The following is a 25,726-nucleotide window of genomic DNA, read 5'->3' on the forward strand; positions in this document are numbered from 1 at the left end:
GCCTTTTTTTTACGCCTTGGCGCCTACCTTGCGTGCGCCGGCTTCATGCCTCCTTCCGGCTGCGCGCCACCTTTGCCGATCATGGCCACGCTGACGGCCGAGACGAGGGAGGCGAACAGGATGTAGCCGACGATGTGCCACGGTTCGCCATTGCCCGTCTTCAGCAGGTAGGTGGCGATGATGGGCGTCAGGCCGCTGGCGAAGATGCCGGAGAACTGGTATACGAAGGAGATGCCCGTGTAGCGCACCTTGGCGTCGAACAGGTCGCAGAACAGGGCCGCTTCCGGGCCGTACACGGCCGAATACAGCACGCCCAGGGGGATGATCACGGAACACCACAGCAGCAGCGGATTGTCGGCGTGGTTCAGCATGATCCAGAAGGCGGGAATCGACGACACGCCCGTGATCAGCGAACCCCAGAAAAATACCTTGCTGCGGCCGATGCGGTCCGACAGGCGGCCGAAGAACGGGATGCAGAAGCACATCACGACGGCCGACGCCATCACGCCCATCAGCGCTTCCGTGCGGGCGATCTTGATGGTGTTGGTCAGGTAGGTGATGGAAAACACGCCGAAGATATTGAAGAACACGCCGTCGATATAGCGCGCGCCCATGCCTTTCAAGACGTTGCCCGGATAGCGTTTCAAGAGGTCGAAGAACGGGATCTGCGTCTCCGCGTTCTTTTCCTTGACGGCCTGGAATTCCGGCGTTTCCATCACGTTCAAACGTATCCACATGCCGATGAAGACGAGGGCCGCCGACAGGATGAAGGCCACGCGCCAGCCCCAGGACAGGAACTGCGCGTCCGTCAGGCTGTACGACAGGATCGCTACCACGCCGGAAGCGAGGCACAGGCCGATGGCCAGGCCGATCTGCGGCAGGCTCGCATAGAAGCCGCGCTCCTTCGGCGGCGCATATTCATACGCCATCAGCACGGCGCCGCCCCATTCGCCGCCCAGGCCGATGCCCTGCAGCACGCGCAGGAACAGCAGCAAGCCTGGCGCCCAGTAGCCGATATGGTCGTAGGTGGGCAGCACGCCGATCAGGAAGGTGGAAATGCCCATGATCATCAGGGTCATGACCAGCATGCTCTTGCGGCCGATCTTGTCGCCGAAGTGGCCGAAGATCACGCCGCCGATGGGACGCGACAAGAAGCCCACGGCAAAGGTGCCATAGGCCAGCATGGTCGAAACGAGCGGATCGCCGCCCGGGAAATACAGTTTGCTGAACACGATGCCGGCCACCACGCCGTATAAAAAGAAGTCGTACCACTCGATGGTGGCGCCGATCACGCTGGCCATCACGACTTTCCGTAGCTCTTTGGCCTTTTTCGGATTGCGCGGATTGTTATCCATAATATCTAGTCTCCAATCGATATCGATTATGTGTTTTTTGATGCTGGGCTGCTTGCCGAGTCATTGGAGGCGGGCCGCTCTGCCCGCCGTTGGCATCCTCCTTGCTGGGAATGGAACGGGTGGGTCAGGCCGCCTGCGGCAGGCGCACGGCGTCCGCCAGGATCATGTCGGCCGCTTTTTCGGCGATCATGATGGTGGGCGCATTCGTATTGCCCGAGACGATTTCCGGCATGATCGACGCATCGACCACGCGCAGGTTCTGCAAGCCATGCACGCGCAGGCGGTCGTCGACGACGGCCATGGCGTCGTGGCCCATCTTGCAGGTGCCGCTGGGGTGGTAGATGGACTGGCTGAAACGGCGCGCCGCGTCCAGCAGCTGCGCATCCGTCTCGAACTGCGGGCCGGGCACGAACTCGGAAATGATGTGCGGCGCCAGCGATGGCGCGGCGGCGATGCGGCGCGCCACGCGCAGGGCGGCAATCGCCGTCTGCTGGTCGCGGGGATCGGACAGGTAGTTCGGGTAGATGCCCGGGTAGGCGAGGGGATCGCTGGATTTGATCGACACGTGGCCGCGGCTGTGCGGGCGCAGCTGGCACACGGACGAGGTGAACGCGGAAAACGGATGCGCGCCTTCGCCCGGCTTGTCGGCGCTCAGCGGCTGCATGTGGAACTGGATGTCGGGCCGCGTGACTTCGGGCGAAGACCTGGTAAATACCGTCACCTGGCTCGCTGCCAAGGTGAGGGGGCCGGAGCGGGAAAACACATATTGGATGCCCACCCACAGCTTGCCCCACAGGCTGTTGACTTCATCGTTCAGGGTTTTCAGGCGCGTCTTGAAGACCAGGCGGATCTGCAGGTGGTCTTGCAGGTTCTGCCCCACGCCGGGCAAGTCGTGCACGAGCGGCACGCCCACGTCCGCCAGCAGGGCGCGCGGGCCCACGCCCGAGCATTGCAGGATCTGCGGCGAGCCGATGGCGCCCGCGCATAAAATCACTTCGCCGCCGGCACGCGCCTGGCGCAGCTGGCCATCCTGCCTGTACTCGATGCCGACGGCGCGCTTGCCCTCGAACAGCACGCGCGTGATCTGCGCGCGCACTTCCACGCGCAGGTTGGCGCGCTTGCGGGCCGGACGCAAGAAGGCTTTCGCTGTGCTCCAGCGCAAGCCCTTGCTGGCCGTCTGCTGGAAGTAGCCCACGCCTTCCTGCGTGGCGCCGTTGTAATCGGCATTGAAGGGGATGCCGCTTTCCGTGGCGCCCGCAATAAAATGTTCGGCGATGGGACGGCGCAGGCGCAGGTCCGACACTTTCAATGGACCGCCCACGCCGTGGTAATCGCTGGCGCCCCGTTCCTGGTCTTCCGATTTCTTGAAATAGGGCAGCACCTCGGCATAGCTCCAGCCTGCATTGCCCAGCTCGGCCCAGCGGTCGTAATCCTCTTTCTGGCCCCGCACGTACAGCAAGCCGTTGAGCGAGCTGGAGCCGCCCAACACCTTGCCGCGCGGCCATTGCAGCTGGCGTCCGGCGATGCCGGCGTCCGCTTCCGTGCGGTAGCACCAGTCCAGGTTCGGATCGTGCATGGTCTTGAAATAGCCGACCGGCACGTGTATCCAGGGATTGTTGTCCTTGCCGCCCGCTTCCAGCAGCAGCACCTGGTTGCCGCTGTCGTGCGACAGGCGATTGGCCAGCACGCAGCCGGCCGAACCGGCGCCGACGACGATGTAATCGTAGTGTGTTTGCAACATTGCTCTTGTCTCCTGTGTTGCGGTATCGAGCCGCCTCGGCGGGCGTTTTTTGCGATACACTGGTCTTTATTGATTATTTTTGGAACATCTGGTTCCATTTATAAAAGACGTGCAGCACCGGGACAAGCGGAAAACACTGCATACGCGAGAGGTGAAACAGAACATGCATGATGCGTTTCAAAAACGGCCGGCCGAGGCCGAAGAGAGTGGTGCGGCGGGTGGACAGGCAGGCACCGCTGCCGCGGCCAGTCATGGCGACGAGGCGCGGGGCTTGCGCGTGCTGCGCCTGATCGAGCACCTGGCCAGCGCCAGCCAGCCCCTGACCCTGTCGCAGCTGGCCGCCCGCATGCAGGTGCCCAAGGCCAGCATGATGCGTTTGCTCGATACCCTGGAACAGCATGGCTATGTGCTGCGCACGCCCGTGGGACGCGGCTACGTGCCCGGCGCCGCGTCCACCAACCTCGCGTTGGCCACCTTGCGCAACAATGCCCTGATCCGCGTGAGCCGCAGCATCCTGGGCACCCTGGTGGCGGCCACGGGCGAGACGTGCAATCTCGCTATTCCCGAGGGCAATGCGATCGTGTATGTGGACCGGGTGGAAACCCAGGAACCGCTGCGATTGCACCTGGTGCTGGGCACGCGCGCGCCCATGCATTGCACGGCCAGCGGCAAGCTGTTTTTGGCGCACATGACGTTACTGGAGCGGCGCGAATTGCTGGCCATGCTGACCTTGCAGGCGCGCACGCCGAAAAGTATCACGGACCCCGTGCTGCTCGAGCGCGAGATCGTGCGCATCGCTCGCCTGGGCATCGGCATCGATGATGAGGAATTCGTGCACGGCATGGTGGCCGTGGCCGTGCCCATCTGCGCCGCCGACGGGCGCATCGTGGCAGCCGTGGCTTGCCACGCGCCCGTGGCGCGCAAATCCGTGGAACAGCTGCTGCAGCACGTGCCGCAGCTGAAGGAGGCGGCCGTGAAACTGCGGCCGCTATTGCTGGCGGAAAGCCACTAAGGTTTCAAGACTTTCGCTACCTTGGCGGCGCGCAGGCGGAAGGCGTCCGGCATGCCGGAACCGAGCAGCGGACGCAGATACAGGCGGAAGGCATCCGTCACATCCGTGCCGCTGGCGCTGATGAACTCATCTTCCATGGTGCGCGTCTTGCCCGCCACATCGGTAAGGGGCAGCAACTCGTAGTCGACGGAATAAAAGCCCGTGCGCTTGATGGCGACGGAACCGTCGCGCTCGCCCCACATGGCGAACTGCACGGCCTTTTCGCCCACTTCGCGCGCTTCGCGTTGATCGACATCGGAGACGCAGCCGATGAAGGAGCGCTGCAGATAGCCGAAGGTATCGCCGCGCACGCGTTTGATGCCCAGCTTGGCCTTGATCTCGTCGCACAGCAGGTCGGCCAGCGCGCCCGTGCCCGACAGCTGCACGTTGCCGTGCGCATCGCGTTCCACCTCCTTGGCCAGCAGGCTGGCGATCGGTTCGCCCGACGCATCGTGGATGCCTTCCGACACGGCGATCACGCAGCGGCCATATTTTGCATACGTGGCTTTCACGTCGGCGAGGAAGTGATCGAGCACGAAGACGCGCTCGGGCAGGTAGATCAAATGTGGGCCGTCGTCGGGGAACTTCTTGCCCAGCGCCGAGGCGGCCGTCAGAAAGCCCGCGTGGCGGCCCATCACCACGCCCACGTAGACGCCGGGCAAGGCCGCGTTGTCGAGGTTGGCGCCCGCGAACGCCTGCGCGACGAAGCGCGCGGCCGATGGGAAGCCCGGTGTGTGGTCGCTGCCCACCAGGTCGTTGTCGATGGTTTTCGGGATGTGGATGCAGCGCAGCGGATAGCCGGCCTTGTGTGCTTCTTCGCTGACGATGCGCACCGTGTCGGACGAGTCATTGCCGCCGATGTAAAAGAAGTGTTCGATCTCGTGCGCGCGCAGCACTTCGAAGATTTGCTGGCAGTAGGCGATGTCCGGCTTGTCGCGCGTGGAGCCCAGCGCCGAGGACGGCGTAGCGGCCACCAGTTCCAGGTTGTGGCTGGTTTCCTGCGTCAGGTCGACGAACTCTTCATTGATGATGCCGCGCACGCCGTGCAGTGCGCCATACACGCGCGTGACGTGCTGGAAACGCCGCGATTCGAGCACCACGCCCACCAGCGACTGGTTGATGACGGCGGTGGGACCGCCTCCCTGGGCGACAAGAATTTTTCCAGACGGCATGGGATTTCCTCGTAAATGGAACGGTCCTCCAGCCTACTCCTTTTTTGCCGGGGCGCTGTCTTTTCCGATATTCCTGTCGAGAAATTTCTCCACCCGGCCCCAGAAATCGATGCGGTTCTGCGGCAGCGTCCAGCCATGCCCCTCTTCCTCGTACACCACCCATTCGACATCGCGGTTGTGCTGTTTGACGGCCGCATAGAACTGCTTGCCGTGATACAGCGGCACGCGCCGGTCGGCCGCGCCGTACGCCAGCAGCAAGGGCTGGGTGATGCGCGCCGCCTGGGCGATGGGCGAGGTGGCCTGGAACTGGGCGGCGTTGGCCGTCCGATCGCCGATCAGCTCGGGCATGCCGTACTGTTTCCAGTCGTCGCCAAGGTCGGATTTGAAGCTCCAATGGCCGCTGTACAACAGGTTGATATCGGTCACGCCCACCCAGTCGATGGCGCAGCGGAACAGGTCGGGATCGTTGACCAGGCCCATCAGGGCGGCATAGCCGCCATAGCTGGCGCCCGCGATGCAGATGCGGCGCGGATCGGCGATGCCCTGCCCGATGGCCCAGCGCGCGCCGTCGGCGATATCGTCTTGCATCTTCAAGCCCCATTGCTTCCAGCCGGCGCGGAAATGCCTGCTGCCGAAGCCTGTGCTGCCGCGAAATTCCGGTTGCAGTACGGCATAGCCGCGCGAGGCGAGAAATTGCACCTGGGCATCCCATTGCCAGGAGCTGCCGCGCAGGTACGGGCCGCCATGCACGAGCACGACCAGCGGTAATGACTTGCCGCTGCCGCCGCTGGGCACCGTGAGCCAGGCTGGAATATCCAGGCCGTCGCGCGCCTTGTAGCGCACCAGCTGCTGTTCGCTCATCTGCCCTGGTTGGATGAGCGGCTGCGTTTCGCCGATGATGCTCAGCTTGCCCGTGTCGCTGTTAAACAGCGTGAATTTGCCGGGCTGCCGGTCCGAATAGGACGTCACCAGCATGAAGGGCGTGGCGGGCCGCGCCGCCAGCGATACCAGGTTGATGGTATTGGGTAACAGGGCATCGATGCGCGCCTGCGTGGCCGCCATGGCCGGGTCGAACCAGCGTGTGGCGAGCGCGTCGCTCAGATGCCGCACGCCCAGCAGCTTGCCTTGCCGCACGATCAGATTGCCGCTGAAGTCATACCCATCGAGCGAGACGAAGGGCGTGGGTACGATGCGGTTGCCGGCCAGGTCGTAGGCATGCATGGACAGCGTGTCGTTGCCCATGCGGGCACTCACATACAAGGTGCCATCGGGGCCGAAGGACAGGGGCGTGAAGGCATCGGGGCCGCCGAGGTAGGCGTCGAACTGGGCCAGCTGGCGCCATCCGCCGCTGTCCGGATCAAGGTACTGCACGCTTTCGATATTGCGTTCGCGGGTGACCGCCAGGCGCGGTTCGCCGTTCTGGTCCAGCAGCCAGCGCCGCACCTTGCCCGGCGGCTTGACGCTCGTGCTGCGGCCCGTGAGCGTGTCCAGCAGGCGCAGGCTTTCATAATCCGCTTCGCCGGTCGGGGTGTACACCGTGCTGCGGACATAGACGGCACTGGAATGTTGCGCGCCGCGCTGGCCCGTCAGATAGGTATGCCAGGGCAGCAACTTGTAGATCGAGGTGGAGCGGATCAGTTCCGCGCTGCGTGCCGCCAGCTGGCGGAAATCGCTGCCGTCGCGGTTGACGGCAAACAGGCCCGGCCCGTAGCGCAGGTCGCCGGGCGCGGTCTGGAGGTCGCGCGTGTTCAGTATCAGGCGCTCGTCGTTGACCCATTCGACGTCGCCCACGTCGACGTCGCTGAACTGCGCCACGACCTTGATGCTGTTATCGAGCAGGTTGACGACGGCCAGCCGTTCGCGCTTGTTCGGACCGTTGACTTTGACGGCCAGGTGGCGCGCGTCGGGCGACAGCAGGGCGCCGCTGAATTCGGGATTGGAAAAGAAGGCCGACACAGGCGGCGGCGCGGCTTGCGCACCGGCGTTCGTGGCGACGAGGAAAACGGTCGCCAGGGCGGCGCGCAGGAAATGCGATAGGGTCATGGCTGAGCGGGATCGGGGGTTAACGAGGGGCATTGTGGCGGGCCAGGAATTGCTCGACTTTGCGCCAGAAGTCGATGCGGTTGCCGGGCAGTGTCAAGCCCTGGCCTTCATCGTCATAGCGCAGCCATTCCGCGTTCGGGTTGCCTTGCCGGATGGCCTGGTACAGGCTGGCGGCGTCGCTGGCGGCAACTCGACGGTCGAGCTGTCCATGCGCCAGCAGCACGGGCTGCGTGATGCGCGCGGCCAGATAGCGGGGCGAGCTGGCGCGCCACTGGGCGGCATCGCCTATCAGGGTGCTGGCGGGATAGCGGTCGTAGCGCTCGTACAGGCTGGCGCCGAGGCGCCAGCGTCCGTCGGCGATGGTCTCGAGCTCGGTAACGGCGGACAGGGCCACGCCGCAGCGGTACAACTCGCCATCCCTGGCCAGCCCCATCAGCGCCGCGTAGCCGCCGTAGCCGGCACCGACGATGCAGACGCGGCGCGGATCGGCGTAGCCTTGGGCAATGGCCCAGCGTACGCCGTCGGCCAGGTCGTCCTGCATGGCCAGCCCCCATTGTTTCCAGCCAGCGCGGAAATGCGCGTCGCCCAGGCCTTCGCTGCCGCGGTAATCGGGTTCCAGCACGGCGTAGCCGCGCGAGGCGAGAAACTGCGCCTCGCCGCTCCAGCCCCAGGTGCCGCGTTGCCAGGGACCGTCATGCACGAACACGATCAGCGGCAGCCGCGCGGCCGGTGCCTTGCCGGCGCCGGCCCTGGGCAGGGTCAGCCAGGCGGGAATGCGCAGGCCATCGCGCGCCGTGTAGTGCTGCAATTGCTTTGCAGACATGCGCGCGGCGTTGACGCCGGGACGCGACTTGGCCAGGACCGTGAGCTGGCCCGTGTCGCGCTGGTACAGATGGTAGATGGCGGGCTGGGTGTCCGACCAGCTGGCGACAAGCACGAAGGGCGTTTCGCTGCGCGTGCCCACGCTCAGGGTGTTGACGGTGGCGGGCAGCAGGGCATTGACGCTCTGTTGCACGGCTTGCATGTCTTCATCAAGCCAGACGGTGGTTTCCGTGTCGGTGGTGTAGCGGATGCCCAGCAGGCGGGTACTGCTGCGCACCATGCTGGCGCGGATATCGTGATCGGGCGAGGCCACGGCAGGCTGCGCGTCGCGCTGCCTTGTCTGCAGGTTGTAACGGTACAGCGCCGCCTTGTCGCCGCCACTCCTGGCGCTGACATAGAAGTGGCCGTCCGGCGTCAGGAAAGCAGGTTCGAAGACGTCTTCGGCGTTGCTGCGCGGATCGAATTGCGCGAGCAACTGCCATTGTTCCGTGGCGGGATCGCGCCAGTACACGCGGTTCTGGCCATCGGTCTGGGCCGTGGCGATGCGCGCCTGGCCGCCCTGGTCATACAACCAGTAGCGGATACCGGCGGGGGCGTCGATTTCCGCATGGTTGCCATTGACGCTATCGAGGCGCAGCAGCGTTGCCGACTGCACGGCGCCGTGTTCGCCATGCTCCGTTTGCAGCACATGGATAGCGGTGCCGCGCTGGTCGCCGATACTTTCCATCAAGATCGTATTCGGTGGCAGCAAGGTGCGTCCGGCTTTCGACTGCTGTGTACCTTGGCGCGCGGCAAGCTGGCGAAACGCGCTGCCATCGCTGTTGACGGCGTACAGGCCCGAACCGTAGCGGCTGCGTCCCTGGCCTTGCCAACGGTCCGTCAGGCGGAAGGCCAGGCGCCGCTCATTAACCCACAGGAAATCACCTATCGCGGCGTCGCTGAAGGCGGCCGCGGGCTGCATGCGCATGCTGGCCAGATCGAGCACGGCCAGGCGGTCGTGTCCGTCGCCGGGAACCACGCGCAGGGCCAGCTGGCGTCCATCGGGCGACAGCAGGGCGCCGCTCAGCGCGGCATTCTCGAAAAACTGTTCCATGGGTAAGGCTGCCGTGACGGTGACGGTGGCCCGGTCGTCGTTCGCGTGGCTGGCGGCAGACAGCAGCAGGAAAAGCGGGGCGCCGATAGCGCAGAGAAGACTGGCAAGACTGGACCGCATCCATGCTCCATGTGGTGTTGTGAAATGTGGTAGTCATTTAAGCACCATTTTCACAAGATTAACATCGATGCAGTCTCTCAGGATGTTTCTGTACCTTATTTTTCAGGTCTTCATTCCGGCGCCCGGATATGTTCGACCAGCCCCGTGCTGCGGCGTCCCGGCGCCGGTGTCAGCCAGCTGACCAGCACGGCGGCGGCCAGGCCGGCCGGCACGCCGAAGATGCCGGCGGAAATGGGCGCGATATGAAACCATTGACCGCTGGCATTGCCTCCCAGCATGGTGCTCGTGTGCAGCATGTAATACAGGCACACGCCAAAGCCCGTGAACATGCCGGCCAGTGCGCCCTGGTAATTGGTGCGTTGCCAGAACACGCCCAGCACCAGCGGCGGGAACAGGGTCGAGGCGGCCAGGGAAAACGCCACGCCCACCAGCGACAGGATGTCGGCCGGCTTTTGCGAGGCGGCATAGGCGGCGATGAAGGCCACGGCCAGCAGCAGCAATTTGGAAATCGTCACGCGCTTTTGCGTCGAGGCGCTGGGATCGACCACCTTGTAATAGATGTCGTGCGACAGGGCGTTTGAAATGGCCAGCAGCAAGCCGTCGGCCGTCGACAGGGCGGCCGCCAGGCCGCCCGCCGCCACCAGGCCGGAAATCACGTAGGGCAGGCCGGCGATCTCGGGTGTGGCCAGCACCAGCACGTCGGCGTCGATGGAAATTTCCGCCAGCTGCACGATGCCGTCGCGGTTGACGTCGACGATGCTGATCAGGGGACTGAGCTTGTCCACGTTGGCCCAGTACGACACCCAGGTGGGCAGGTTCGCGTATTGCGTGCCCACCAGTGCCGAGTAAATATCGTACTTGACCAGCACGGCCAGCGCGGGAATCGTGAGGTAGATCAACAAGATGAAGAACAGGGTCCAGAAGACGGACACGCGCGTTTCGTGCACGGACGGTGTCGTGTAGGATCGCATCAGGATATGGGGCAGGGCAGCCGTGCCCAGCATCATGCAAAACACGAGGGCGAGGAAATTGTTGCGCTTGATGTCGGACTGCGCGCGGTCCGCAGCGGGAAACGGCTGCGCGTGCGGAATGATCGGCTCGGCGCGTTTCTGGTTCTGCGCCTGCGCCGCCTGCCACAGCACGCGCGCCTCATCCGGGCTTTTCGGATAGGCGATCAGATAGCGCTCTGCATTGCGGATGTCGAACAGCGAGGTATTGCGCTGGCGCAAACTGTCGAGCTGGCGCTGGGCCGCCAGGCGGCCTTGCTCCCACGAGCCGGGCAAGCCGTCGATGCGCGCCTGGTAGCTTTGCGCGCGCTGGCGGAAGATGGCGCGTACTTCGTTTTCTTTCGGGTCCGTTTCCAGCACGTGTTCGCGCGCGCTTAGCTGCGGCAGCACCTTGCCGTAGGCGATCTGCGGCACGGGATTGTCCGCATGCTTGACCGACAGCCACATGGCGGGAATCAGGAAGGCGACGAGGATGATGATGTACTGCGCCACCTGCGTCCAGGTAATGGCGCGCATGCCGCCCAGAAAGGAGCAGACGAGGATGCTGGCCAGGCCCAGGAAGATGCCGACGGAAAAATCCACGCCCGTGAAGCGCGAGGCGATCAGGCCGACGGCGTAGATCTGCGCCACCACATAGGTGAACGACACGATGATGGTGGCGGCCACGGCCACCACGCGCACGCTGGCGCCGCGGCCGTCCGCGCCGCTGCCGTAGCGGGCGGCGAGGAAATCGGGAATCGTGTACTGGCCGAACTTGCGCAGGTAGGGGGCGATCAGGAGCGCCACCAGGCAATAGCCGCCCGTCCAGCCCATGATGAAGGCCAGGCCGTCGAAGCCGTTCAGGTACAGGCCGCCGGCCAGGCTGATGAAGCTGGCGGCCGAAATCCAGTCGGCGGCCGTGGCCATGCCGTTGAACATGGCCGGCACCCGGCGCCCCGCCACATAGTATTCGGTGACGTTCGAGGTGCGGCTGATGACGCCGATGGTGGCGTACAGGGTGATGGTGACCAGCATGAACAGGTAGCCGATCCACGCGCGCGGCATGCCTTCCTGCTCCAGCACGGCCAGGGCCAGCAGGAAGGCGGCAAATCCGCCCGTAAACAGCAGGTAGTAGCGGCTCAGCCGGGCAAAGAAGCTGCGCTGGCCGCTCATGTTTGCTCCTCGGCATGAAAAGCCCGGTCGAGGCGCCGCATGCGCCAGGCGTAGAAGGCGATGATGGCCAGATAGACCAGCGAGGCGCCCTGGGCCGCCATATAGAAGGGCAGGGGCCAGCCGAACAGGTTCAGGTGCAACAGTTCGCGCGCATAAAACACGGTCAGGAAGCCCGTCAGCAGCCAGACCAGCAGCAGGATGGCCGTCAGGCGCCGCGTCTTGCGCCAGTGCGTATCGAGGCGCGCCTGCAATTCGGGGCCGGGCGTGCGCGCGGGCCGCAGCGGCGGCGCGGGAGGGCTGGACTTATCCATACGTGATGTCATCCTCTTCTGGCGCGTCCGGCAACAGCAGGGCGATGCTCAGGCGCAGCAGGGTGCCCGGCAGCTTCGGCGAGTGCGCGCGGGGATTATTGAAAATATCGACTTCGGCGCCGTGCTGCTGGGCGATTTCGCGCACGATGGCCAGGCCCAGTCCGCTACCGTCGACATTGCTGCCGAGAATACGGTAAAAGCGTTCGAACACGTGCGCCCGCTCGGCCGGCGGTATGCCGGGACCCGTATCTTCCACTTCCAGGATGGCCAGTTCCAGGGTGCTGCGCACGCGCACCGTGACGCTGCCCCCGGCCGGCGTGTAGCGCAGGGCATTGTCGATCAGATTGCTCAGCAGTTCACGCAGCATCATGGCATTGCCGGAAATCATGATCGAATACGCGGGCTGTTCGAAGCCCAGGTCGATATGCTGGGCAAACGAGGCTTGCACCCAGTCCTGCACCACGCCGCGCGCCAGTTCGCTCAGCTCGATCGGTTCGAACGCCGTGCCTGCCTGCGGCTGGTTTTCCGCGCGCGCCAGGGCCAGCAGCTGGTTCACCAGCCGCGTGGCCGCTTCCGAGCTTTTCGCCAGCTGCAGCAACGACCGGTGTATCTCGTCGTGGTCGGTCTGGCGCAGGGCCAGCTCCGACTGCATGCGCATGCCCGCCAGCGGCGTCTTCATCTGGTGCGCGGCATCGGCGATGAAGCGTTTCTGCATGTCGATCGACAGCGACAGACGGGCCAGCATCTCGTTGAGCGAACCGACCAGCGGCGTGATTTCCTCGGGCACCTGGCCCGATTCGATGGGCGATAAATCGTCGGGCGGCCGGGCGCGTATGCGCTCCTGCAATTGCGCCAGCGGCGACAGGCCGCGCGCCAGGGCAAACCAGACCAGGGCCAGGATCACGGGCAGGATGATGAACTGCGGCAAGATCACACCCTTGATGATTTCATTGGCCAGCTGGGCCCGTTTTTCCAGCGTTTCGGCCACCTGCACCAGCGCACGGCGCGGTTCGTCGTCGCTGCTGGACGGCATGTCGAGGTAGGTGAACGCCACGCGCACGGGCGTACCGTGGATGGTGTCGTTGCGAAACAGCACCATGCCGCTGCGGTATTTGTCGGGGTCCTGGGGCGGCGGCAAGTCGCGGTCGCCGTCCAGGTATTCGCCGCGCGCGCCCACCACCAGGTAATACAGGGTATCGACATCGTCGCCGCGCAGGAAGTCGCGGCCCTTGCCGTTTTTTTCCGGCACGTGGCGCAGCACGGCGCCATCGGCTTGCTTGACCTGCTGCGTGAGCACGGTCACGCTGTCTTCCAGCGCATGGTCGAACGGCTGATTGGCGATGCTCTTGGCCACCAGATAGGTGATGGCGATGCTCATCGGCCACAGCAGCAGCAGGGGCGCCAGCATCCAGTCGAGGATTTCGCCGAACAGCGAATGCTCGATGGTGTCATCCTGCTCCGTGGTGGGCGGCTCGAACCAGTCGTCGTCGTCCGCCTCGTCCGCTGGCGCCTCGCGCGCCTTCACTTGCTGGCGGGGCCGTTGGTCAGGCCTGCCGACTCGCCCGCTTCAGCGTTCAGGCGCGCCGCTTCCGAGTATTTTTCCAGGCAATAGCCGAGGCCGCGCACGGTGGCGATGCGCACGCCGCCCACCTCGATCTTCTTGCGCAGGCGGTGCACATACACTTCGATGGCGTTGTTCGACACTTCTTCGCCCCATTCGCACAGGTGGTCGACCAGCTGCTCTTTCGAGACGAGACGGCCCGTGCGGCCCAGCAGGATTTCCAGCAAGCCCAGTTCGCGCGCGGACAGGTCGAGCATCTGGTCGTTGATGTAGGCGCTGCGCCCCACCTGGTCGTAGCTGAGGGGGCCGTGCTTGATGATGGTGGCGCCGCCGCCGGCGCCGCGGCGCGTCAGGGCGCGCACTCTTGCCTCCAGTTCCGACAGCGCGAACGGCTTGGCCATATAATCATCGGCACCGAGGTCGAGGCCATTGACGCGTTGTTCGATGGAATCGGCGGCCGTCAGGATCAGTACGGGCAGCAGCGAGGCGCGTGCGCGCAGGCGGCGCAGCACTTCCAGGCCGGACATCTTCGGCAGGCCCAGGTCGAGGATCAGCAAGTCGAATTCCTGGGTGGACAAGGCCGTATCGGCCTCTTGCCCCGTCTTGACGTAGTCGATCGCATAACCGGACTGGCGCAGCGAGCGGGTCAGGCCATCGGCCAGCACGCTGTCATCTTCGGCAAGTAAAATACGCATGGTGCACTTCCTATGCTTGCGGCGGTAGAAGCTTGTATTGTGTTTCATTTTCCGCAAGGTGGCGAATTTTTGTGAAAAACAGGGTTGTATTGATCTGTTTCAAAACAAATCCACGTTCCGCTTGCATTGATCACTGTTTTTTTATACAGTACTGTCTGTGTAAAGAATTTAACCCACTGGCGCTATCGCAGGCCGACCGATTCACGTGAATCGTCGACTGTAGAACGGCTGAAAGAACATATGGACGATAAAAAAGCTGTAGTACCCGCATCGGAAAAAGCCAAGGCGCTCGCCGCCGCACTGGCGCAGATCGAGAAGCAGTTTGGCAAAGGTTCGGTCATGCGCATGGATGCCAGCGCACCGATCGAAGAAGTGCAAGTCGTGTCGACCGGTTCGCTCGGCCTCGATATCGCGCTGGGCGTAGGCGGCTTGCCGCGCGGCCGCGTGGTGGAAATCTACGGTCCGGAATCGTCGGGTAAAACCACCCTGACCCTGCAAACCATTGCTGAAATGCAAAAGCTGGGCGGCACCTGCGCCTTTATCGATGCCGAGCACGCGCTCGACGTCGGTTACGCGCAAAAGCTGGGCGTGAACCTGCATGAACTGCTGATCTCGCAACCGGATACGGGCGAGCAGGCACTGGAAATCTGCGACGCCCTCGTGCGTTCGGGCAGCGTCGACCTCGTCGTCATCGACTCCGTGGCCGCACTGACGCCACGCGCCGAGATCGAAGGCGACATGGGCGACTCCCTGCCAGGCCTGCAAGCGCGCCTGATGTCGCAAGCCCTGCGCAAGCTGACCGGTTCCATCAACCGCACGAATACCCTGGTCATCTTCATCAACCAGATCCGCATGAAGATCGGCGTGATGTTCGGCAGCCCGGAAACCACCACCGGTGGTAACGCACTGAAATTCTACGCGTCCGTACGCCTGGATATCCGCCGCACCGGCTCGATCAAGTCCGGCGATGAAGTGATCGGCAACGAAACCAAGGTCAAGGTCGTCAAGAACAAGATCGCGCCGCCGTTCAAGGAAGCGCACTTCGACATCCTGTACGGCGCCGGCACATCGCGCGAAGGCGAAATCCTGGACCTGGGTTCGGATGCCAAGATCGTGGAAAAATCCGGTTCGTGGTATAGCTACAACGGCGAACGCATCGGCCAGGGCAAGGACAACGCCCGCGCCTTCCTGCAGGAGCGTCCGGCGCTGGCCCGTGAAATCGAAAACAAGGTCCGCGCTTCGCTGGGCGTACGCGAACTGCCGCCGCTGGCTGCTGAAAAGCCGGAAAAAGCGGATAAGGCTGCCGACAAGGCTGCCAAGGCTGCGGAAGCGAAAGCGGCCGAGTAAGAAGGTGGCGCAGGTCGGCTGCGCTGGCATGGCCAGCTGCGGCTGGTCTTGCCTGCGACACGCTGCGATACCTGACGGCCCCTTGCGCCGTGGTTTGCCGCCTAAAAGATCTACAATGAATGCCGCCTCGCGCTTGTGCGCCAGGCGGCATTTGTGTTTTTGACGGCATTGTTGACGGCAATATCGACGGCATTATCGGCGGCATTGTTAACGGCATGTCGGGCGGCATATCTGTCGTGGCGATGTCGTGTTTGAATTGCCTTGAGTTGATGTTGTATTTGATTTGAGTTGTCTTGATGTGTTGAACGATAGGGTGGAATGATGGCAGCGGTACAACTGAGCCTGAAGGGCAGGGCGCTACGCTTTTTGTCGATGCGCGAGCATAGCCGCATGGAATTGCGGCGCAAGCTGCAGCGGCATGCGCAGGAGGGCGACGATGTGGAAGCCTTGCTCGACAGCCTGGAGCAGGCCAACTGGCTGTCGCAGGAGCGTTTTTCCGAGTCGCTGATCCACCGCCGCTCGGCCCGCTTTGGCAACAGCCGCATCATGGCGGAATTGCAAAGTCATGGCATCGCCGGCGAGGCGCTGCAGGAACTCAAGGCGGGCCTGGCCGAAGGCGAGACCGAGCGCGCCTGCGAAGTGTGGCGCCGCAAGTTCGGGCAAGTGGCGCAGGATGCCGAGCAGCGCAGCAAGCAGATGCGCTTCCTGATGCAGCGCGGCTTTTCCCAGCGCGCCGTGCAGGTGGCGTTGAAGGGACTGGAACCCGAGGACGACTAGGCGGGTACTGGTGCGATGCCGGCAAGTCGCGCGTCGCGCCCGTTTTTTGCACTGCCGCTGATCCGCGCTGGCCGTGCTGTGTTCCTGCTACAACAGTTCGCGTGGTGCCCTGGCCGCGCGCACTGGCTGGCCTTGTCGTCTGCCATTATTTTCTTTGCAATGGTCATCGTCCTGTCAAGCGGCTGGCGTGTTGTTGCGTTGCACGTGGCGAACGCTGCCGGTGCTCTGCGATATCGTTGCGGCGGCGGCAACTGAATGTGGTTCACGGTCCCGGCTGCACATATCTATCATCACTGGATCTGATATCTGCATAAAATTTCATGTGTTCTCTGTATACTTTGAAATGTTTTTATCGAAGCAATGAAAAATTATGTTGCGGCGCAACCAGCGCCCAATGTGCTACACTTTTAGGGTTTTTGCGGCGCCGCAGGTGCGGTTGCTGTTCGTAGAAGCTGCGAACGGCGTGCTTTATGCACATGGCTGCTTACTAATTATGGCCGCGCAAGCGGCATCGGTCTTATGCCCCTGTCAACTCCCGTATCCCGGCGCGCCCTACGGCACTCCCGCGTTATCGACGTCCAAGCGTATCTGCGCGACGACGGCCTGTGGGATATTGACGCCCGTATTACCGATATCAAAAGCTACGACGCGACCCTGGCCTCGGGCCCCCGTCCCGCCGGCACTCCTCTGCATGACCTCCATCTCCGCATTACCGTCGATCGCGAACTGACCATTGTCGAGGCCGAAGCCGCCTCCGATGCCGTGCCCTATCCCGGTTTTTGCGATACCATCGGCCCCGCTTACAGGGCGCTGATCGGTTTGAATTTATTGAAGAATTTCCGCCGCGACTTGAAACAGCGCCTGGCGGGAATCGCCGGCTGTACCCATTTGACGGAACTGGCGCAAGTCTTGCCGACTGCGACGGTTCAGGCATTTGCCGGCGATGTCTGGTCGACCCGTGACGGTGCGAATGCTGACTTGTCGCATGAAAAGCCGTTTCAACTCGACAAATGCCACGCCCTGCGCACCGATGGCGGGGCAGTTGCACGGTATTACCCGCGCTGGGTAGCCAAAGCGTGACCCCGGCGCTCTGTTTTTCCTGTTTTTTTTGCACCACTAACCGTATTTTTACAAATCAGTATCAGAAGGGAAGCCAGCATGAAAATCCATGAGTATCAAGCCAAAGAAATCCTCCGGCAATTCGGAGTGACGGTACCACGCGGTATTCCGTGCATGTCCGTTGACGAGGCAGTCAAGGCTGCGGAAACCCTGGGCGGCCCGGTGTGGGTAGTCAAGGCGCAGATCCACGCAGGTGGCCGCGGCAAGGGCGGCGGCGTGAAAGTGGCAAAATCGATCGAGCAGGTCAAGGAATACGCTGACCAGATCATGGGCATGCAGCTGATCACGCACCAGACCAGCGCCGAAGGCCAGAAAGTCAACCGCCTGCTGGTGGAAGAAGGCGCCGACATCAAGCAAGAACTGTACGTTTCGCTGGTCACCGACCGCGTTACCCAGAAGATTGTCCTGATGGCTTCGTCCGAAGGCGGCATGGACATCGAAGAAGTGGCCGAGAGCCACCCAGAGAAGATCCACCACGTCACCATCGAGCCAAGCGTCGGCCTGACCGATGCCCAGGCAGACGACATCGCGACCAAAATCGGCGTGCCTGCCGGTTCCATCGTCGACGCACGCGTCAACTTGCAAGGCCTGTACAAAGCGTACTGGGAAACCGATTGCTCGCTGGCCGAGATCAATCCGCTGATCGTCACCGGCAGCGGCAAAGTCATCGCCCTGGACGCCAAGTTCAACTTTGACCCGAATGCCCTGTTCCGTCACCCGGAAATCGTCGCCCTGCGCGATCTGGACGAAGAAGATCCAGCGGAAATCGAAGCGTCGAAATTCGACCTGGCCTACATCTCGCTCGACGGCAACATCGGTTGCCTGGTGAACGGTGCCGGCCTGGCCATGGCCACCATGGACACGATCAAACTGTTCGGCGGCGAGCCAGCCAACTTCCTGGACGTCGGCGGCGGCGCCACAGCAGAAAAAGTAACCGAAGCGTTCAAGATCATGCTGAAAAACCCAGGCCTGAAAGCCATCCTGGTGAACATTTTCGGCGGCATCATGCGTTGCGACGTGATCGCCGAAGGCGTCATCGCCGCGGTGAAAGCCGTTTCGCTGAACGTACCGCTGGTGGTGCGCATGAAGGGCACCAACGAAGACCTGGGCAAAAAGATGCTGGCCGATTCCGGTCTGCCTATCATCGCAGCCGACACCATGGAAGATGCAGCAAAGAGCGTCGTTGCCGCCGCTGCTGGTCAAGCTTAATTAAGGAATCAACATGTCCATTCTGATCAATAAAGATACCAAAGTCGTAACCCAAGGGATCACCGGCAAGACCGGCCAGTTCCACACCCGCGGTTGCCGCGACTACGCGAACGGCAAAGCTGCCTTCGTGGCAGGCGTGAACCCGAAGAAAGCCGGCGAAGATTTCGAAGGCATTCCAATTTTCGCTAACGTTACCGAAGCGAAAAAAGAAACCGGCGCCAACGTTTCCGTGATCTACGTGCCGCCAGCAGGCGCGGCAGCGGCGATCTGGGAAGCTGTCGAAGCTGAAATGGATCTGGCCATTTGCATCACCGAAGGCATTCCTGTCCGCGACATGATGGCCCTGAAAGACCGCATGGCCAAAGCCAACAGCAAAACCTTGCTGCTGGGCCCTAACTGCCCAGGCTTGATCACGCCAGACGAAATCAAGATCGGCATCATGCCAGGTCACATCCATAAAAAAGGCCGCATCGGCGTGGTATCGCGTTCGGGTACCCTGACCTATGAAGCAGTGGGTCAGCTGACCGCACTGGGCCTGGGCCAATCGTCGGCAGTCGGCATCGGCGGCGACCCGATCAACGGTCTGAAGCACATCGACATCATGAAGATGTTCAATGACGATCCAGATACCGACGCGGTCATCATGATCGGCGAAATCGGCGGTCCGGACGAAGCCAACGCGGCTTATTGGATCAAAGACAACATGAAAAAACCGGTCGTCGGCTTCATCGCCGGCGTGACCGCTCCTCCAGGCAAGCGCATGGGCCACGCCGGCGCGCTGATCTCGGGCGGTGCCGATACGGCACAAGCCAAGCTGGAAATCATGGAAGCTTGCGGCATCACTGTGACCAAAAACCCGTCGGAAATGGCGCGTCTGCTGAAAGCCATGCTGTAATTTCAGCCGGCTTGCCGCAGTACAAAAAAGGAGCTTCGGCTCCTTTTTTTCGTTCCATGCATCGCCGCTCCGAGATCCTTCCTGCCGCCCGTTTCCCTTTTCCTGCCGCGCACCATTGCCGCGCCCGCAGCCATTGGCACGGGCCATGACAGGCATGTGACATTACCAACTTGTAACACCGTTCGGCGCACCGCGCGCCTATGATTCGGCCTGTCAGCACCATCTTCGCGCGCCGCGTGCGCGCCTACTTTCTACATCGGAAATATGCACTATGGATGCCATGAAACCGGGCGTGGCCGCGCTATGCCTGTTGCTGTTATGCGCCTGCGCCGAGGCGCCCAAGGTGGACTGGCAGCGGGGGGCGAAGCGTGCCTGGGTCGTCGCTGCGTACGGGCCGGGACGCGCCGCCGATTTGCCGGCCTGCCTGGCGCGCCTGTCCGACGCCGAACTGGCGAGCCGCCATTTTGTCGAGCTGCGCTACCACCATGTGCGGGTCATGCGCACGGCCGTGGCCGAGGTGCCGCCCGATATCGACGCCAGGCCCGAGATGCAGGTGGAACTGTGGCCGGAGGATTGCGGGCAGGGCCATTTGTCGCGCATATCCAAGTTATTACCCGCCGACAGTAATTAATCCAAGAGAACGCGAAAGCGAACATCATGTCCATGAAACGTTTCCTGTGGCCAGCGGCGCTGCTGCCCTTGTGCCTGCCACTGCTGCTGCATGCGCAGACCCCGCTGGCAGACAGCCTGGGGCTGGAGCAGCTGCAGCGCATTGCGCTCGAACGCAACCACGACGTGCGCGTGTCGGCACTGGCGCTCGATGGTGCCGCCGCCGCCGTGACCAGTGCTGCCGCGGCGCCCAATCCCATGCTGACGGTGCAAACCATGAACATCAACCCAGGCCTTGGCGTGGGCGCAGGCAGCTTGCGCAGCAAGACCGTCGACAGCAGCGTGCGCATCGACCAACTGCTGGAGCGGGGCGGCAAGCGCGGCCTGCGCCGCGAGGGCGCGCTGCACCAGGAGGAGGGGGCGCGCGAAGACGTGCGCGAGGCGCGGCGCCAGTTGCGTCTCGCCGTCAGCCAGGCGTATTACGATGCGCTGGCGGCGGGCGAACGCCTGGCCATCCTCGGCGATACGGCGCAGCTGTACCAGCGTACCGTCGAGGTGGCGCAGAAGCAGCGGCAGGCGGGAGAGGTATCGCCGGCGGACGTGGCGCGGCTACAAGTTGAGGCGCTGCGCGCCAGCAACGATGCAGTGCAGGCGCGCAGCGATGTGGCGCACGCGCGCCAGGCGCTGGCCTTGCTGACGGGCATCGACAGCCGCCAGGCGCAGCTGCCGCTGGCCGATGGCTGGCCAGCGGCCGTCGCCGCCGGCACGCTGGCGCAGGCCGATCTGGCCGGCGCGGCCAGCGATGCGGCCATCGCGCGGCGGCCCGACGTGATGGCGGCCCAGGCGAGGGTGGCGGCGGCCCGGTCGGCGCACCAGCTGGCGCTCGCCGCACGCACGCGCGACGTATCCATCGGCGTGCAGGCCGAACATTATCCTGCCAGCGCCAGCAATCCGCAGGGCAGCGGCAACAGTTTCGGCATATCCGTGCAGGTGCCGCTCTTCCTGCGCTACCAGTATGACGGCGAGATCCGCAGCGCCCAGGCGGCGCTGGACCTGGCGCAGGAAAACCTCGAGCAGGCGCGCATCCTGGCCAGGGCAGAGCTGAGTCGTTCCGCCCTCGACGTGCGCAGCAATGGCGAGCGTTTGCAGCGCATCGACGACAGCCTGCTGCCTGCCGCGCAAAAGTCGGCGCAGGCAGCGGAATTCGCTTACCAGCACGGCGCCCTGCCGATCGCAGATGTACTGGATGTGCGGCGCAGCTACCGTGCCGTGCAGCTCGACGCACTGGCCGCCCGCAACGACTACGCCAAGGCGCTGGCCGCCTGGCTGGCATCCTTTCCCACCGCATCTCTTGAAAGTACGACACCATGATATCGCGCAGCACGTTGACCTATGGCGCCATGTTCGTCCTGCTGTGCGGCGGGTCCGCCGCGGGCGTGCAGTATCTGCAGCGGGCGCACGCCGCCGCCTTGCCGGCCGCAGCCGTTGCCAGCAGCGTCGCCGCGCCTGGCGTGCTGCATTTTGCCGTGAATGCGCCGCAGATGGCCACGCTGAAAATCGCCGCCGTGAGCGCCGTGCCGCTGCCGGCCAGCGCCGCGCTGAACGGACGTATTTCCTATGACGAAAACGTCACCACCCGCGTCAGTTCGCCCGTTCTGGGCCGCGTGCTGGCCTTGCATGCCGATAGCGGCGAGCGCGTGGCACGCGGCGCCTTGCTGGCTGACCTGGATTCGCCCGACCTGGCCAGTGCCGAGGCCGACTGGCGCAAGGCCCAGGCCGACGAAATGCGCAAGCAACTGGCCTATCAGCGCGCCGACACGCTGTTCCGGGGCGAGGTGCTGGCGCGCAAGGATTACGAGTCGGCCGATGCCGACTTCCAGCAGGCACGCGCGGAAACGCGGCGCGCAGCGCTGCGCATGCATAGCCTGAACGCGGCCGGCAGCGACAACGGCCGCTACACGCTGCGCGCGCCGCTGGCCGGCACCATCGCCGACCGCCAGATCAACCCGGGCCAGGAAGTGCGTCCCGACGCCCCCGCGCCCCTGTTCGTCATCAGCGACTTGCGCCACCTGTGGCTGCTGGTCGACGTACCGGAAAGCGCCGTCGCCAGCGTACGGCAGGGACAGGCCGTCAGTGTCGAGACGGATGCCTACCCGGGACGCCGCTTCAGCGCCACGGTGGCGCACGTGGTGCCGGTGCTGGACCCGCAGACGCGGCGCATCCAGGTGCGCTGCACACTGGACAATGCCGATGGCGCCCTGAAGCCGGAAATGTTCGCGCGCGCCTCCTTCCTGGCCGGCGACGGCAGCATACTGGCCGTGGCCTTGCCCAATACCAGCCTGTTTGCCGAAGGCGTGTACAGTTATGTCTTCGTGGAAAAACAGCCTGGCACGTTTGAAAAGCGCCGTGTGAACGTGCGCATCAAGGGACGCGACAGCAGCTTTGTCGATGCGGGCGTGAGCGCCGGCGAGCGGGTCGTCACGGAAGGCGCCTTCCTCCTCAACGCCGAGGTGGCCAGCAATGCTCGCTAAGCTGATCGATTTTGTCCTGGCGCAGCGCGTCTTTGTGCTGATCCTGACGGCGGCGCTGGCCGTCTTCGGCTACCGCGCGCTGAGCAACCTGCCCATCGAAGCCTTTCCCGACGTGCAGGACGTGCAGGTGCAGATCGTTACGCAGTACCCGGGCCAGGCGCCGGAGGAAGTCGAACGCAACGTCACCTTGCCCATCGAGCGGGAAATGAGCGGCGTGCCACAGCAGACGCAGCTGCGTTCCGTGACGATCACGGGCCTGTCCGTGGTAACCCTGACCTTTGCCGATGGCACGAACGACTATTTTGCGCGGCAGCAAGTGCTGGAAAAATTGCAGAACGTCACCTTGCCCACGGGCGTGCAGGCAAGCCTGGCGCCGTTGTCGACGGCGGTCGGTGAAATCTTCCGCTATGTGATCGAGGTGCCGCCCGGCATGGATGCGAACGAAGTGCGGGCCTTGCAGGATTGGGTCGTGCGTCCCGCGCTGCGCATCGTGCCCGGCGTGGCCGACGTCGTCAGCTTCGGCGGTACTGTCAAGGAATACCAGGTGCAGGTCGATCCGGCCGCCCTGCAGCGCTATGGCGTGACCATCGACCAGCTCAGCGCGGCCTTGAACAACAACAGCGCCAACGTGGGCGGCGGCCTGGTGCGGCGTGGCGACGAGGCGCTGGTGGTGCGCGGCATCGGCATCTTCGGCAGCATCGACGATATCGGCCGCGTCATCGTCAGCGCCAAGGGCGGGCGCACGGTGCTCGTGTCGGACCTGGCCGAAGTGACCGTGGGCAATCGTCCCCGTTCCGGCGTGGTGGCTTTCAACCGCGAAAACAGCGTGGTGGAAGGCATCGTGCAGATGAGCAAGGGCAGCAATGCGGCCAAGGTGGTGGCCGACGTCAAGCTGGCCATCGCCGGCCTCGACGCGCGCCTGCCGAAAGGCGTGCACTTGCGCACGATCTATGACCGCACGGAACTGATCGGCCACACGGTGCACACGGTGGCGGAAAACTTGCTGCTGGGCGCTGCGCTGGTGATCGCCATCCTGGTGATATTCCTGGGCAACTGGCGCGCCGCCCTCATCGTCGCGGCCGTGATTCCCCTGTCGCTGCTGTTCGCCTTCATCATGCTCGACGCGCACGGCATTCCCGCCAACCTGATTTCGCTGGGGGCGGTCGACTTCGGCATCATCATCGACAGCGCCGTGGTGCTGGTCGAAGCCTTGCTGGTGCGGCTGGCGCTGCTGGGCGAGCAGGGGCGGCACGATGCCTCCCTGCGCGAGCGCACCTTGAAGCAGACGGTCGTCGACCTGGGCCACCCCATCCTGTTTGCCAAGGCCATCATCATTGTCGCCTTCATCCCCATCTACACCTTTCAGCGCGTGGAAGGAAAGATCTTCTCGCCCGTCGCATTCACGCTGAGCTTTGCCATGCTGGGCGCTATCATCCTGACCATGACCCTGGTGCCGACCTTGCTGGCCTGGACCATGCGCCGCCATCCGATGGCGGAAAAGCACAGCGCATGGCTGCAGCGCATCCAGGATGGCTATGGCCGCCTGCTGGCGGCGGCGCAGCGCCAGCGCATCTTCGTCATGCTCGCTTCGGTGCTGGCGCTGGTCGTGACCCTGGCGCTGGCGCCCCTGCTGGGCAGCGAATTCCTGCCCAAGCTCGACGAGGGCAACCTGTGGCTGACGGTCAGCCTGCCGACCTCCAGTTCGCTGGAAAAGACGCGCGCCGTGGAGCAGCAGGTACGCGCCATCATCCTGTCCTATCCGGAAGTGGGCAATGTCATCTCGCACGTGGGCCGGCCCGACGACGGGACCGACCCCAAGGGCAGCAACAACATGGAAATCCTGGCGGACCTGAAACCGCGCGGCAGCTGGCGCTTTGCGGACAAGGATGCGCTGGTGGCCGACATGTCGGCGAAGATACGCACCTTGCCCGGCGTGCCGACGAACTTTTCGCAAGTCATCGAAGACAATGTGGAAGAGGCGCTGTCCGGCGTGAAGGGCGAGATCGCCGTGAAGATCTACGGCCCCGACCTGGACGTGCTGACGCAAAAGAGCGAGCAGATCGCCGGCATCCTGGGCGGCATTGCGGGCGCGGCCGACGTGGGCGCCGTCAAGATCGGCGGACAAAGCGAACTCGACATCGTTATCGACCGCGAACGCATCGCCCGCCTGGGTGTCAACGTGGCCGATGTCAACACGGCGATCCAGACTGCGCTGGCGGGCAACGTCGTCAACGCGTATTTCGAAGGCGACCGGCGTTTCGACATTACCGTGCGCCTGAAGGAAGCGGCGCGCGATTCCGTCGACGCCATCGGCGCCCTGCAGGTCAATTTGCCAGGTGGCGCGGGCACGGTGGCGTTGGCCGAGCTGGCGCATATCGAGGTACGCCAGGGCGCGGCCCGCATCAGCCGCGAAGCGGGCGGGCGCAATGCGTCCGTCAAGGCCAATCTGCTGGGCCGTGACCAGGGCAGTTTTGTTGCTGAGGCTCAAGAAAAAGTGGCACGGCTCGTGCACCTGCCGCCTGGCTACCAGATCACTTGGGGGGGGCAGTTCGAAAACCAGCAGCGCGCCGTAAAGCGCCTGGAAGTAATCGTGCCGATCACCGCGCTGATGATCTTTTCGCTGCTGTTCTGGGCTTTCCGCTCCGTGCGCAAGGCCATGCTGATCCTGTCCATCGTGCCGTTTACCCTGATCGGCGGCATCCTGGGCCTGGCGCTGGTCGGCCTGCATTTTTCCGTCTCGGCGGCGGTCGGCTTCATTGCCGTGGCCGGTATCTCGGTACAGAATGGCGTCATCATGGTCGAGCAGATCGTCGAGATCGCCCGGCACGATGGCAGCGCCGTCGATAGCGCCATCGCCGGCGCCGTGGCACGCCTGCGGCCCATTCTGATGACGGCGTTGATGGCGGGGCTGGGCTTGTTGCCGGCGGCGCTGTCGCATGGCATCGGTTCGGAAACCCAGCGCCCGTTCGCCGTGGTGATCGTGGGCGGCATCGTGTCGGCCACCTTCTTTACCTTGCTGCTGTTGCCTCTGGCGTATCCTTATTTTGCGGAAAAGAAAGGACTGTCCGCGGACGCGGCCTGACGCAGCTGGTCCGAACCTGCCCAAAAGTGTCGCT

The 25,726-nt window shown here is 63.8% G+C and carries 20 protein-coding genes; 11 read left to right on the top strand and 9 right to left on the bottom strand.

What is annotated here, in order from left to right:
- Positions 1–23 precede the first annotated feature (23 nt).
- On the bottom strand, positions 24–1,355 hold the full coding sequence (locus VPH41_RS01100; RefSeq protein WP_152284194.1) for an MFS transporter: 1,332 nt from the start codon (positions 1,353–1,355) through the stop codon (positions 24–26).
- Positions 1,356–1,479: 124 nt separating this feature from the next.
- The gene (locus VPH41_RS01105; RefSeq protein ID WP_152284195.1) at positions 1,480–3,096 is read right to left on the bottom strand and encodes a GMC family oxidoreductase; all 1,617 of its coding nucleotides are present in this window, start codon (positions 3,094–3,096) and stop codon (positions 1,480–1,482) included.
- A 163-nt stretch (positions 3,097–3,259) separates the two neighbouring features.
- On the opposite strand from VPH41_RS01105, the gene VPH41_RS01110 reads away from it, so the two are divergent.
- On the top strand, positions 3,260–4,108 hold the full coding sequence (locus VPH41_RS01110) for an IclR family transcriptional regulator (protein WP_328568690.1): 849 nt from the start codon (positions 3,260–3,262) through the stop codon (positions 4,106–4,108).
- Here VPH41_RS01110 and VPH41_RS01115 read toward each other — a convergent pair.
- The 7 genes from VPH41_RS01115 to VPH41_RS01145 all read right to left on the bottom strand — a co-directional run bounded on the left by VPH41_RS01115 (position 4,105) and on the right by VPH41_RS01145 (position 14,123).
- The gene (locus VPH41_RS01115; protein ID WP_328568691.1) at positions 4,105–5,319 is read right to left on the bottom strand and encodes a 6-phosphofructokinase; all 1,215 of its coding nucleotides are present in this window, start codon (positions 5,317–5,319) and stop codon (positions 4,105–4,107) included. The two genes, VPH41_RS01110 and VPH41_RS01115, sit on opposite strands and share 4 nt — an antisense overlap.
- 33 nt (positions 5,320–5,352) lie before the next feature.
- Positions 5,353–7,362 carry an alpha/beta hydrolase family protein gene (locus tag VPH41_RS01120; RefSeq protein ID WP_328568692.1) on the bottom strand — a complete coding sequence of 670 codons (2,010 nt, stop codon included), beginning with the start codon at positions 7,360–7,362 and terminating at the stop codon, positions 5,353–5,355.
- 19 nt (positions 7,363–7,381) lie between these two features.
- A complete protein-coding gene (locus VPH41_RS01125) occupies positions 7,382–9,397 on the bottom strand; it encodes a S9 family peptidase (protein WP_328568693.1) in 2,016 nt (671 codons plus the stop codon).
- Positions 9,398–9,507: 110 nt separating this feature from the next.
- Complete coding sequence (locus tag VPH41_RS01130) at positions 9,508–11,556, bottom strand: sodium:solute symporter family protein (RefSeq protein WP_152284200.1); 2,049 nt, start codon at positions 11,554–11,556, stop codon at positions 9,508–9,510.
- Complete coding sequence (locus tag VPH41_RS01135) at positions 11,553–11,867, bottom strand: DUF4212 domain-containing protein (RefSeq protein ID WP_328568694.1); 315 nt, start codon at positions 11,865–11,867, stop codon at positions 11,553–11,555. The genes VPH41_RS01130 and VPH41_RS01135 overlap by 4 nt, the downstream gene beginning before the upstream one ends.
- Complete coding sequence (locus tag VPH41_RS01140) at positions 11,860–13,392, bottom strand: sensor histidine kinase (RefSeq protein ID WP_328568695.1); 1,533 nt, start codon at positions 13,390–13,392, stop codon at positions 11,860–11,862. The genes VPH41_RS01135 and VPH41_RS01140 overlap by 8 nt, the downstream gene beginning before the upstream one ends.
- Positions 13,389–14,123 carry a response regulator transcription factor gene (locus VPH41_RS01145; RefSeq protein WP_328568696.1) on the bottom strand — a complete coding sequence of 245 codons (735 nt, stop codon included), beginning with the start codon at positions 14,121–14,123 and terminating at the stop codon, positions 13,389–13,391. Before VPH41_RS01145 ends, VPH41_RS01140 begins: the two co-directional genes overlap by 4 nt.
- A 240-nt stretch (positions 14,124–14,363) precedes the next feature.
- On the opposite strand from VPH41_RS01145, the gene recA reads away from it, so the two are divergent.
- The 10 genes from recA to VPH41_RS01195 all read left to right on the top strand — a co-directional run bounded on the left by recA (position 14,364) and on the right by VPH41_RS01195 (position 25,692).
- Complete coding sequence (gene recA / locus VPH41_RS01150; RefSeq protein ID WP_071321836.1) at positions 14,364–15,470, top strand: recombinase RecA; 1,107 nt, start codon at positions 14,364–14,366, stop codon at positions 15,468–15,470.
- A gap of 119 nt (positions 15,471–15,589) precedes the next feature.
- A complete protein-coding gene (locus tag VPH41_RS01155) occupies positions 15,590–15,757 on the top strand; it encodes a hypothetical protein (protein WP_287775371.1) in 168 nt (55 codons plus the stop codon).
- Positions 15,758–15,791: 34 nt separating this feature from the next.
- Positions 15,792–16,247 (top strand): recombination regulator RecX, encoded by a 456-nt coding sequence (gene recX / locus VPH41_RS01160; protein WP_328569600.1) that lies wholly within the window; start codon positions 15,792–15,794, stop codon positions 16,245–16,247.
- A 519-nt stretch (positions 16,248–16,766) separates the two neighbouring features.
- On the top strand, positions 16,767–17,327 hold the full coding sequence (locus tag VPH41_RS01165; protein WP_152254938.1) for a DUF2889 domain-containing protein: 561 nt from the start codon (positions 16,767–16,769) through the stop codon (positions 17,325–17,327).
- Between the two features lie 78 nt (positions 17,328–17,405).
- Positions 17,406–18,575 (top strand): ADP-forming succinate--CoA ligase subunit beta, encoded by a 1,170-nt coding sequence (gene sucC, locus VPH41_RS01170; protein ID WP_152284203.1) that lies wholly within the window; start codon positions 17,406–17,408, stop codon positions 18,573–18,575.
- 13 nt (positions 18,576–18,588) lie between these two features.
- Positions 18,589–19,470 (top strand): succinate--CoA ligase subunit alpha, encoded by an 882-nt coding sequence (gene sucD / locus VPH41_RS01175; RefSeq protein ID WP_034746085.1) that lies wholly within the window; start codon positions 18,589–18,591, stop codon positions 19,468–19,470.
- Positions 19,471–19,741: 271 nt separating this feature from the next.
- Positions 19,742–20,101, top strand: a complete 360-nt coding sequence (locus tag VPH41_RS01180; protein ID WP_152254941.1) for a hypothetical protein — start codon at positions 19,742–19,744, stop codon at positions 20,099–20,101.
- 26 nt (positions 20,102–20,127) lie between these two features.
- Positions 20,128–21,450, top strand: a complete 1,323-nt coding sequence (locus VPH41_RS01185; protein ID WP_328568697.1) for a TolC family protein — start codon at positions 20,128–20,130, stop codon at positions 21,448–21,450.
- On the top strand, positions 21,447–22,610 hold the full coding sequence (locus VPH41_RS01190) for an efflux RND transporter periplasmic adaptor subunit (RefSeq protein WP_328568698.1): 1,164 nt from the start codon (positions 21,447–21,449) through the stop codon (positions 22,608–22,610). The genes VPH41_RS01185 and VPH41_RS01190 overlap by 4 nt, the downstream gene beginning before the upstream one ends.
- Positions 22,600–25,692, top strand: coding sequence for an efflux RND transporter permease subunit (locus tag VPH41_RS01195; protein ID WP_328568699.1), 3,093 nt, complete (start codon positions 22,600–22,602; stop codon positions 25,690–25,692). Before VPH41_RS01190 ends, VPH41_RS01195 begins: the two co-directional genes overlap by 11 nt.
- Positions 25,693–25,726: the final 34 nt, after the last annotated feature.

Source organism: Janthinobacterium sp. P210006, from assembly GCF_036231885.1.
In the GTDB taxonomy this organism is placed as follows: Bacteria; Pseudomonadota; Gammaproteobacteria; order Burkholderiales; family Burkholderiaceae_D; genus Janthinobacterium; species Janthinobacterium violaceinigrum.